At 68.0% G+C, this 10,165-nt stretch carries 7 protein-coding genes; 3 read left to right on the top strand and 4 right to left on the bottom strand.

What is annotated here, in order from left to right:
* On the bottom strand, window positions 1–1,090 hold a 1,090-nt coding region (gene eat, locus MZTS_RS15770), incomplete at its 3' end, for an ethanolamine permease (protein WP_192284577.1).
* A gap of 78 nt (window positions 1,091–1,168) precedes the next feature.
* On the bottom strand, window positions 1,169–2,329 hold the full coding sequence (locus MZTS_RS15765; RefSeq protein WP_192284576.1) for a ceramide glucosyltransferase: 1,161 nt from the start codon (window positions 2,327–2,329) through the stop codon (window positions 1,169–1,171).
* A gap of 121 nt (window positions 2,330–2,450) precedes the next feature.
* Here MZTS_RS15765 and MZTS_RS15760 point away from each other — a divergent pair, with 121 nt between their 5' ends.
* Both MZTS_RS15760 and MZTS_RS15755 read left to right on the top strand, forming a co-directional pair.
* Complete coding sequence (locus tag MZTS_RS15760; protein WP_192284575.1) at window positions 2,451–3,347, top strand: histone deacetylase family protein; 897 nt, start codon at window positions 2,451–2,453, stop codon at window positions 3,345–3,347.
* Window positions 3,348–3,722: 375 nt separating this feature from the next.
* A complete protein-coding gene (locus MZTS_RS15755; protein ID WP_343068769.1) occupies window positions 3,723–5,885 on the top strand; it encodes a TonB-dependent receptor in 2,163 nt (720 codons plus the stop codon).
* Window positions 5,886–5,916: 31 nt separating this feature from the next.
* On the opposite strand, the gene tsaA is transcribed toward MZTS_RS15755, so the two are convergent.
* On the bottom strand, window positions 5,917–6,405 hold the full coding sequence (gene tsaA, locus MZTS_RS15750; RefSeq protein WP_009865375.1) for a tRNA (N6-threonylcarbamoyladenosine(37)-N6)-methyltransferase TrmO: 489 nt from the start codon (window positions 6,403–6,405) through the stop codon (window positions 5,917–5,919).
* A gap of 192 nt (window positions 6,406–6,597) precedes the next feature.
* Here tsaA and MZTS_RS15745 point away from each other — a divergent pair, with 192 nt between their 5' ends.
* On the top strand, window positions 6,598–8,085 hold the full coding sequence (locus tag MZTS_RS15745; RefSeq protein WP_192284573.1) for an AMP nucleosidase: 1,488 nt from the start codon (window positions 6,598–6,600) through the stop codon (window positions 8,083–8,085).
* Between the two features lie 68 nt (window positions 8,086–8,153).
* On the opposite strand, the gene MZTS_RS15740 is transcribed toward MZTS_RS15745, so the two are convergent.
* Window positions 8,154–9,851 carry a methyl-accepting chemotaxis protein gene (locus tag MZTS_RS15740; RefSeq protein WP_192284572.1) on the bottom strand — a complete coding sequence of 566 codons (1,698 nt, stop codon included), beginning with the start codon at window positions 9,849–9,851 and terminating at the stop codon, window positions 8,154–8,156.
* Window positions 9,852–10,165: the final 314 nt, after the last annotated feature.

Genomic DNA, 10,165 nt, shown 5'->3' with positions numbered 1-10,165 from the left:
TCGTCACGATGCTGGCGGTGAGCGACTGCCCGGCCACGCTGACGAGGTTGTCGCTGTAGATCGCGGCGATGCCGACGACCCCGCCGGCCAGGGTCGCGATGTGCGGCGTCTGGAAGCGCGGATGCACCCGCGCGAACAGGCTTGGCAGGAAGCCGGCGCGGGCCAGGGCGAAGATCTGGCGGGCATAGCCCATGATGATGCCGTGGAAGGAGGCGACGAGGCCGAACAGGCCGAGCCAGACCAGCATGTGCAGCCAGCCGCTCGACTCGCCGACCACCCGCTTCATCGCCTGGGGCAGGGGATCGTTGAGGTCGGACAGGCTCTTCCAGTCTCCGGCGGCGCCAGCGAACAGCATGACTCCGAAGGCGAGGACGGTCAGCGTCAGCACGCCGGTGATGTAGGCGATGGGGATCGTGCGCTTCGGGTCCTTGGCCTCCTCGGCGGCCATGGCGACGCCCTCGATGGCGAGGAAGAACCAGATCGCGAAGGGAATCGCCGCGAAGATGCCGCCGATGGCTGCGGGTGTGAACGTGTCCTGCCCGGCCCAGCCGCCTGCGGTGAAGTTCGCGAGGCTGAAGGCCGGGGCGACGACGCCCATGAAGACCAGCAATTCGACCACGGCGAGAATCGTCACGAACAGCTCGAAAGTCGCGGCGATGCGCACGCCGACGATGTTGAGGCCCATGAACAGCAGGTAGGCGCCGAGCGCCGCGTGCTTCGGGTCGAGCGCCGGAAACTGGACGTTGAGATAGGCGCCGATGGCGAGGGCGATCGCCGGCGGCGCGAACACGAACTCGATCAGCGTCGCGTAGCCGGCGACCGCCGCGCCGGTCGGCCCGAAGGCGCGCAGGGAATAGGCGAAGGGACCGCCCGCCTGCGGGATCGCGGTGGTGAGTTCGGTGAAGCTGAAGATGAAGGCCACGTACATCGCCGCCACGGCGATGGTGGTGACGAGGAAGCCGAGCGTGCCGCCCTGGGCCCAGCCGTAACTCCACCCGAAATATTCGCCGGAGATGACCAGTCCGACAGCGATGCCCCAGAGGTGAAAGGCATTCAGGCTCTTATCGAGCGCGGTCGAAGGCGTCGGCATCGTGCGTCCCCGCATCCCAGCCCCGCCAGGGGGGCACAGGCGAGGGCCGCAAGCAAGAGTTTTGCCGTGGCGACGCTGTCAGGCCGCGCTCGGGCCGGTTTCCAGCGGGGCGGCGTCGCGGGGGCGGATGTCCATCGGGTTGCCGCGCCAGACGATGGCGGTGCGGGCCCAGGCGCTCGCCCAGATCGCCGGCAGCAGGGCGTCGCGGACGAGGAAGGCGAGGAGCAGGCGCGGCCCGCGATGCCAGCCGGCGCGGGCCGCCAACGCCATCTCCGCCCCGTACCAGAGCCCCCCGGCCCCGGTGAGCCAGAGGGTCGCTTCCGCCGTGCCGACGACGAGTCCGGTCAGAACCAGCGGCAGCAGGGCGCCGATGCCGATCTCCGGCGCGAAGAACAGCGGGAAGGTCACCCGCCGCAGCCGCGCCCAGCGCACCTGCCGTGACCAGACCTCGGAAAAGTCGCGGCGTCCGAGCGGCTGGCGGAAGGGGGAGGCGACGAGATGCACCCGCTTTCCCGCCGCGCGCACGAGCTTGGTGGCCGCGGCATCCTCCGCGATCTCGGCGTTCAGCGCCCGGATGCCGCCGCGCGCTTCGAGGAAGGGCTTGTGCCAGAGCATGCTCTTGCCCTGTGCGAAGCCGAGGCCCAGCGCCTCGCCGGCATATTGCCAGCGGGCCTGGAGGGTGTTGAGGAAGGCGCACTCCACCTCGGCGAAGAAGTTTTCCGGCCGGGCGCCGATCGGGGTCGAGCAGACGAGGCCGGTCGTGTCGCGCCACGCCGCCTGCATCTGCTGGATGTAGTCGACGGGCATCAGCACATTCGAATCCGCCAGGATCACCCAGTCGTAGCGGGCGGCTTCCCAGCCGCGCACGCAATTGTTGAGCTTCGGGTTGCCACCGATCCGCTCGTCGCCGAGGATCAGGCGCGAGGGGATGTGCCGGTGCGCCGCCCGCATCCGTTCCAGCAGTGGCAGAATCGGGTCGCCCGCATCCGCCACGCAGAAGATCAGTTCGTAAGCCGGATAGTCGAGCTGGAAGCTCGCCAGCAGCGTCTCCTCGCTGAAGCTCTCGATGCCGCGCAGAGGACGCACCACCGACACGGGCGCGTCCGCCGGGAAGGTGGAGGGCTTGCCTGTCCGCCCGATGCGCAAGCCCGCCACGGCGAGGCTTGCGAGATTGACGACGACGACGAGGGCGCAGAGCGCGAGGGCGGCGAACGCGCCGCTCTCCGGCGTGGCGATCATGCGCGGCGTCTCCCGTCGGTGTTGTGATCGGGCGCGACGGTGCGTCCCATCACGCCCCTAGCAGGGCCCACTTATCAGGCGTGTGACACTGCCCATTCCGCCCACCCGCGAAGCTGCTGCCTTGCCGCCGATCGTGTTCCATCCGGCCTATGAGGCCGCCCTGCCGGCGGGCCATCGCTTCCCGATGGGCAAGTATGGCCGGCTCGCTGAGATCCTGCGCGCCCGTGGGCTCGCACCCGACGGCTTCGTCACGCCGGAGCCGGCGGGCGCGGCCCTGCTCTCGGGGGCACATGAGGCCGCCTATGTCGAAGCGGTGCTGGCGTTCCAGGTGCCCCGGGCGGTCGAGCGCGCCATCGGATTGCCGGTGACGGAAGCGGTCGCCGCCCGTTCCCGTGCCTCGGCCGGGGGCACGCTCTGTGCCGCCCGCCTCGCCCTGGAGCACGGGCTCGCCGGCAGCACGGCGGGGGGCAGCCACCATGCACGGCGGGCCGGCGGGGCCGGGTTCTGCGTGTTCAACGACGTGGCGGTCGCCGCCCTCGCCCTGCGGCGGGAGGGGCGGATCGCCCGCGCCCTTGTGATCGACCTCGATGTGCATCAGGGCGACGGCACCGCCGATTGCCTCGCCCGCGAACCCGACCTGTTCACGCTCTCGATCCATTGCGAGCGCAACTATCCCTACGACAAGGTGCCGGGCGATCTCGATATCGGCCTGCCGGACGGCCTCGGCGACGCGGACTATCTGGCGGTGCTCGAGGCGCACCTGCCGGCCCTGGTCCAGGGCTTCGATCCCGACCTGATCTTCTACAATGCCGGCGTCGATTCCCATCGGGACGACCGGCTCGGCCGGCTCCGCCTCAGCGATGCAGGGCTTCGCGCCCGTGACCGTTACGTCGTCGGCCTGGCGCGCCGGCGAAACATTCCGCTCTGCACCGTGATCGGCGGCGGATACGGCAGCGATGTCGCGGTTCTGGCAGCTCGCCACGCCCTCGTGTTCGAGGCGATGGCGGCACTCGCTTGAGGGAAACATGCGGTCGGCCGGCGACGGTGGTGTTGCGGAAGGGCAACATTATGAATTGATAAAAAACAGTTTGGAATCGATACAGGTCCAAACATGCCATAATTGCCGTTTCGTAACAGAATGTTGCTGAAAAAACGAAATTATCTTTGGAATAATTCCAATAAGTTGTCTCCATAAGTCGGGATGAAAGGCCTTGAGCATAAGGACTTCTCTCAACTAGTTCTCCCGCCGCCTGGGACGGCAGGGCGAATAACAAATAACGCCAAACTCTCCTGCACTGATCCGAACTCCTCGGAAGTCCCGGCGCCATTGCATCACGCGTGCAAGCGACCAAAGGACTGGACTGTGCGGACGATCGGGCAAACGAATGGGCGGGTGGCGGTTTCGGCGCTGGCCGCCGCGCTCCTGGCGGGGACATGCATCGCATCACCGGGCTGGGCGCAACCGGCGGCGGTTCAGCCGCTGATCCCGGGCGGCGCCGCCAGCGCCACCCTGGATGAATTGAGCGTCGTCGGGGACGGACGCGGGATCCTGGGGCCGCGGGGCGGCGTCACCGTCGGCTATCTCACCAAGGCCACGCGCAGCGCGACCAAGACCGACACGCCGTTGATCGATACGCCCCAGGCGGTCACCATCATCCCGCAGCAGCAGATCCGGGACCAGAACTTCCAGAACCTTGCGGACCAGTTGCGCTACGTGCCGGGCGTCATTCCGGCCCAGGGCGAGGGCAACCGCGATCAGGTCGTGATCCGCGGCCAGAACACCAATGCCGACTTCTTCGTCAACGGCATCCGCGACGACGTCCAGTATTTTCGGGATCTCTACAATATCGAGCGCGTCGAAGTGCTGAAGGGGCCGGATTCGCTGATCTTCGGTCGCGGCGGCGGAGGCGGCATAATCAACCGCGTCCTGAAGGAGGCCGACGGCCTGCGGGTCCGCGAAATCGTCGCCGGTGGCGGCCAGTTCGGCGCCAAGCGCGTCGCCGTGGATGTGGGCGACCGCTTCAGCGACGGCGCCTTCTTCCGCCTGAACGGAATGGCCGAGGATTCCGGAACCTTCCGCCAGTTCGGCGAACTGACCCGCTACGGCATCAATCCGACGATGACCTTCGTCATCGATCCGGCGACGACCCTGAGGGTCTCCTACGAGTATTTCCACGACGATCGGGTGGTGGATCGCGGCATTCCCTCCCAGTTCGGCCGCGCCTACGATTACCGCCGCAACCGCGCGACCTTCTTCGGCAATCCGGATGTGAACCGGGCTCAGGTCGATGCCCATATCGCCACCGTCGCCCTCGATCACCGGTTCGACTCGGGCGTCGAGCTGCACAGTCAGCTGCGCTTTGCCGATTACGAGAAGTTCTACCGCAACGTCTACCCGAGCAGCGCCGTCAATGCGGCCGGAACTGCCGTGTCACTCGGCGCCTACCGCAACGACACCAATCGGACGAATACTTTCAGTCAGAACGATTTCGTCTACAAGACGGTGATCGCGGGTATGAAGCATACCCTGCTCGCCGGCTTCGAAATCGGCTATCAGGAGGGCATCGCCTTCCGGCAGAGCGGCTTCTTCAACAACGTCGCCCCAAGCATCGTCGTCAATCCGCTCGCGCCGGTCAGCCGCGTCCCGGTGACGTTCCGCAACAACGGCACGTCGGATGCCAATGCGCGCTACGATCTCGGCCTCGCCGCGCTCTATGCGCAGGACCAGATCGAGGTGACCGACTGGCTGCAGATCCTCGGCGGCCTGCGTTACGACCATTTCGACTTCGCCTCGCGCAGCCGGAACAACGGGGTGGAGACCGCGCGGATCGACGACCTCGTCTCGCCGCGGGCCGGCATCGTTCTCAAGCCGCTGCCGAACCTCGCCTTCTACGGCAGCTACAGCGTCTCCTACCTGCCGAGCGCGGGCGATCAGGTCGGCATCTTCTCCACGGGGCTCGCCTTCGCCGAGCCGGAAGGGTTCGAGAACAAGGAGATCGGCGTGAAATACGACGTCACGCCGGACTTCCAGCTGACGGCCGCCGCCTACGACCTCGACCGGACCAACCAGCGCCTGCCGGATCCGAACAATGCCGGCTTCTTCCTGCTGACGGGCCGGACGAACGCCAAGGGCGTCGAGATCGGTGCCAACGGCTATGTCACGGATTGGTGGCAGATCGCCGGCGGCTACAGCTTCACCGACGCGAAGATCGAGAGCGCCACCTCCACCACCATCGTCGCGGGCAATCGGGTCGGTCTCGTCCCGTTCAACGCCGTGTCCCTGTGGAACAAGTTCGAGCTGACCCGCGAGTTCGCCATCGGCATCGGCTACCTCTACCAGGGCCATACCTTCGCGAGTTCGGACAACGCGGTGCGTCTGCCCGGTTATTCGCGCTTCGATCTCGGGCTGTTCTACACGCTCAATGAGTGGGCGCGGGCGCAGGTCAATATCGAGAACGTCTTCGACCGCAACTACATCTACACGGCGACCAACAACAACCAGATCAGCCCCGGCGCGCCACGCACGATCCGGGCGCAGATCGTCGTCCGGTTCTGAGCGAGCGGGGCGGGAGCCTGCTCCCGCCCCTCTACCGGCCGGCCCGCTGCACCGTGGCCTCCGGCCGGCTGTCGGTTGAGGCGTAATAGGGCTTGATGTCGAGGAGCGGCGTGCCGTCGATGCAGTCGAGCCCGCGCACGCTGATCGTGCCCTCCGCGATGACGAGCCGCTCCACCACCGCCAGCGCGATCGGGTTCGGCCGTGCCGGCGAGCGCAGGGAGAAGGTGCCGCGGCTGCCATCCGCGTGGCGCGGCTGCTGGCGGACGATGTCGCGGGCGGCCCGGTCCATCCAGTAGAGCACGATCAGGTGGGTGGCGCCGTCCAGGTTCTGCAGCGCCCCGTGGTAGCGCGCATCGACCTCGAGGGTGCAGACCGCATCGGTCTGGGTGCCGTTCTTCGGGCATTCCGCCCGGCTTCCCCAGGGGGTGCGCACCCGTCCGATGAAGTAGAGGCCGGCATCGAAATGGTCCGGCAGCGGAATCGTCTCCTCGCCGGGGCGCCGCTCGACATCCTCGCTCATCGCCACCCTTTCCCCACGCGCGCGTCACCGGAGCCTTGTCGCCGCCTGAGGCCCTGGCCGCAAGGCAGCCCGGCAAGCGGCGCAGCCCGACAAGCCGGCGCAGCCCGACAAGCCGGCGCAGCCCGGCAAGCGGCTTGCTCGTCCCGGAGCGCGGGCCGATGTAGAGATCGGAACGGTTATCAGGGAGAGCGCATGGTCATCGACGAGCTGCGGCCGATGGAGGCCATTGCCGATGCGGAGGCTGCGGTCGACCGGCTGGAGGCGCTGCATGCGGGCGCGACCCGGGCGCTTCAGGCGGCGCTGGCGCGCTATCTCGAGCATCGCATCCCGCCCGACGAGACCGAGCGGCTGCAATTCCGCTATCCCGAGCTGCGCCTGACCTATCAGCCGACCGGTCCGGTGCCGCGGCTCAACCGGGCGACCGCCAAATTCCAGGCACCCGGACTCTACGCCACCACGGTGACCCAGCCCGGCTATTTCCGCGCCTACCTTTTGGAGCAGCTGCGCCCGCTGGTGCGCGATTACGGGGCTGGGATCGAGGTCGGCCTCTCGGGCCAGGAGATTCCCTATCCCTACGTGGTCGAGCCCGGCACCGATCTCGGCGGCAGCGGCGTCAGCGCCAGCGACCTCGCCACCCTGTTTCCGACGCCGCTCCTCTCGGTCGTCGGCGACGAGGTGGCGGACGGGTTGTGGCAGGACGCACCGGGCGAGCCGCGCCCGCTCGCTCTGTTCGACGGCGTGCGCACCGACTACTCCCTGCGGCGCCTCGTGCATTACACCGGCTCGGACTGGCGTGAGATCCAGCCCTGGATCCTGCTCACCAATTACCATCGCTACGTCGACGGCTTCGTCCGCCACGGGCTGGAGCGCCTCGCGGCGGGAGAGGGCGAGCGGCTGGTTCTGCCCGGCGGGATCGTGGTGGCGCAGGCCGAGGCGGCTTCGGCCGATCCGGCGGCCCTGATCGCCGCCTCGCCCTGGCACAAGTTCCAGATGCCGGCCTACCACCTCGTCGGCCGGGGGCCGGACGGGGCGCCCCAGGGCACCACCCTCGTCAATATCGGCGTCGGACCCTCGAACGCGAAGACCATCACCGACCACCTCGCGGTGCTGCGTCCGCATTGCTGGCTGATGGTGGGCCATTGCGGCGGCCTGCGCCAGTCGCAGACCATCGGCGATTACGTGCTCGCCCACGGCTATCTCCGCCGCGACCGCATCCTCGACGACCTCGTGCCGCCGGAGATTCCGGTGCCGGCGCTGGCCGAGGTCCAGATCGCCCTGCAATCGGCCGCCGCCGCGGTGACCGGTGAACGGGCCGACGCGCTGAAGCGGCGCCTGCGCACCGGCACGGTCGTGACCTATGACGACCGCAACTGGGAGCTTCGCTTCAGTCAGGAGCGGCGGCGCATCAATCTCTCGCGGGCCATCGCCGTCGACATGGAGAGCGGCACCATCGCCGCGCAGGGATTTCGCATGCGGGTGCCCTACGGCACGCTGCTCTGCGTCTCCGACAAGCCGCTCCACGGCGAGATCAAGCTGCCGGGGGCGGCCAACGCCTTCTACGAACGGGCGGTGGCCGAGCATCTCAGGATCGGGCTCGTCACCCTCGATACGCTCCGCGCCGACCGGGCCGGCCTGCATTCCCGCAAGCTCCGAAGCTTCGACGAGCCGCCGTTCCGGTAGGCCCGGAAACGGAAAAGCCCGGAGGAGGATCCTCCGGGCCTTCTGTCTTGCCCGCGGGCGGTTGCGGCTTACGCCGCCCGCACCGTGGCGAGGAATTGCGAGACCTGCGCGCGCAGGGCCTCGGATTGGCGCGACAGCTCGCCCGCGGCGCTGAGCACCTGGCTCGCGGCGGCGCCGGTTTCCTCGGCGGCGCCGGCGACGCCGGTGATGTTGCCCGTCACCTCGGCGGTGCCGATCGAGGCTTGGGTGACGTTGCGGACGATCTCCTGCGTCGCTGCGCCCTGCTGCTCCACTGCCGCGGCGATGGCGGCGGCCGCAGTGTCGATGTCGCGGATGCGCCCGCCGATGCCGCCGATGGCGGAGACCGCTTGGCTCGTGACCCCCTGGATCTGGCCGATCTGCGTCGAGATCTCGTCGGTCGCACGGGCGGTCTGGTTGGCCAGTTCCTTCACCTCCGCCGCGACCACGGCGAAGCCGCGACCGGCCTCGCCCGCGCGGGCCGCCTCGATGGTGGCGTTCAGCGCCAGCAGGTTGGTCTGACCTGCAATGGAGGAGATCAGACCGACCACGTCGCCGATGCGCACCATGGCGGAGCTGAGTTCCTGCACGAGATGCGCGGTCTGATCGGAGGCCGTCACCGCATCCTGCGCCAGTTCTGCCGAACCCGACACCTGCCGGCCGATCTCGGCGACCGAGCTGCCCAGTTCTTCGGCGGCGGCGGCGACGGTGCTGACGTTGGTCGCGGCCTCCTCCGCCGCGGCGGCGACAGTGGTCGCCTGGGTGGCGGTTTCGGTGGCCGTCGCGGTCATGGTCGAGGCGGTGGCCTGGAGTTCGGTCGCCGAGGACGAGACCATGCCGACGATGCCGCCCACGGCCGTCTCGAACCGATCGGCCAGCTCGATCATGGTGCGCTTTCGCTCGGCGGCGGCGGCCTCGTCGGCGATGCGGCGCATCTCCGCCTGCTCGGCGGCCTTTCGGCTCACCATCTCCTTGATGCCCTCGACGGCGCGTCCGACCTCGCCGATCTCGTCGCCGCGCCGGGCCTCCGGGATCGAGGCGTCGATCTCACCCTCGGCCATCCGCCGCAGCACCGCCACCAGCCGGCGCAGGGGACGGATGATGCCGAACATCACGATGCTGCCGGCGAGGGCCAGGGTCAGAAGCAGGGCGAGGGCCGAGCCGGCGATGAGGAGCGTCGTGGTCCGTGTCACCTCTTCGGCCGCTTCCCGCTTCTCCTGCTGCATCTCGTTCCCGATGACGGTGACGCGGGCCTGGACCTGTTCGCTGAGCTTCTCGCGGATCGGTGCGGAAAATTCCTGGACGATCTTCATCGCCGCCTCGGCGTCGTTGGCGAGCCCGAGTTCGGTCGAGCGCTGGAGGTGCTCAAAGAAGGTCTCGGCAGTTCGGCGCAGGGACTGGTTGATTTCGCGCCGTTCCGGGGTGTCGGCCAGTTCGAGCAGCCGCTCGAACGCGTCGTAGGTCGCCTTGATCGCCGCGTCGTGACGGGCCTTGTAGCGGGCCATGATCTCCGGACGGGTTTCGATGATGATGCTGCGGTTCTGGACGGCAGCCTCGTTGAGATTGAGCTGAGCCTTCAGAATGTTCTCCTGGCGCGCCGCTTGAACGTCGATGACGTGCTGGGCCTGCTGCACGACGTTGTTCAGGGCGCTTCGGGCATAGACGATCACCCCGATTGCCATCGCCACCACCAATGCCAGGGGAACGGCGACCTTCACGAGGATCTTGGTGTTGTCGATCAGTTTCACCGCTCTCGCTCCACGAGCCTTTCGTTGGCGACAGTGCTCGGCCGTTCTCGTTAACCGTCGCTTGCCGAGGGGATCGGAACGCTGCTGACGGATCTGTCGAGCGAATTCACGATTTCGTGATCATGCGCAGGCCTGTGAATTTCGCTTCGTCTGGAAGGCGATGGGGAACAAAACAGCCATTTGACGGTTCCGGTCTTCCGTCGCTGTCCGGGCTTGTTCTTCGAGCGCCGCCCGAAGTGTTGATCGCCGGCGCCGTCAGCGCTCCCGCTGCCAGAGCCCGGCTCGCTCCGCCCGCGCCTGATCCTCGGCCTCGA

It is taken from the genome of Methylorubrum zatmanii (assembly GCF_014845115.1).
Classification (GTDB): domain Bacteria; phylum Pseudomonadota; class Alphaproteobacteria; order Rhizobiales; family Beijerinckiaceae; genus Methylobacterium; species Methylobacterium zatmanii.
This window is presented reverse-complemented; position numbering and strand designations above follow the sequence as displayed.

What these genes read in the sequence shown, in the direction of transcription:
- MZTS_RS15745 (WP_192284573.1), top strand. Translation starts at nt 6,598, where the DNA reads ATGGTCATCGACGAGCTGCGGCCGATGGAGGCCATTGCCGATGCGGAG.
- MZTS_RS15765 (WP_192284576.1), bottom strand. Translation starts at nt 2,329, where the DNA reads ATGATCGCCACGCCGGAGAGCGGCGCGTTCGCCGCCCTCGCGCTCTGC.
- tsaA (WP_009865375.1), bottom strand. Translation starts at nt 6,405, where the DNA reads ATGAGCGAGGATGTCGAGCGGCGCCCCGGCGAGGAGACGATTCCGCTG.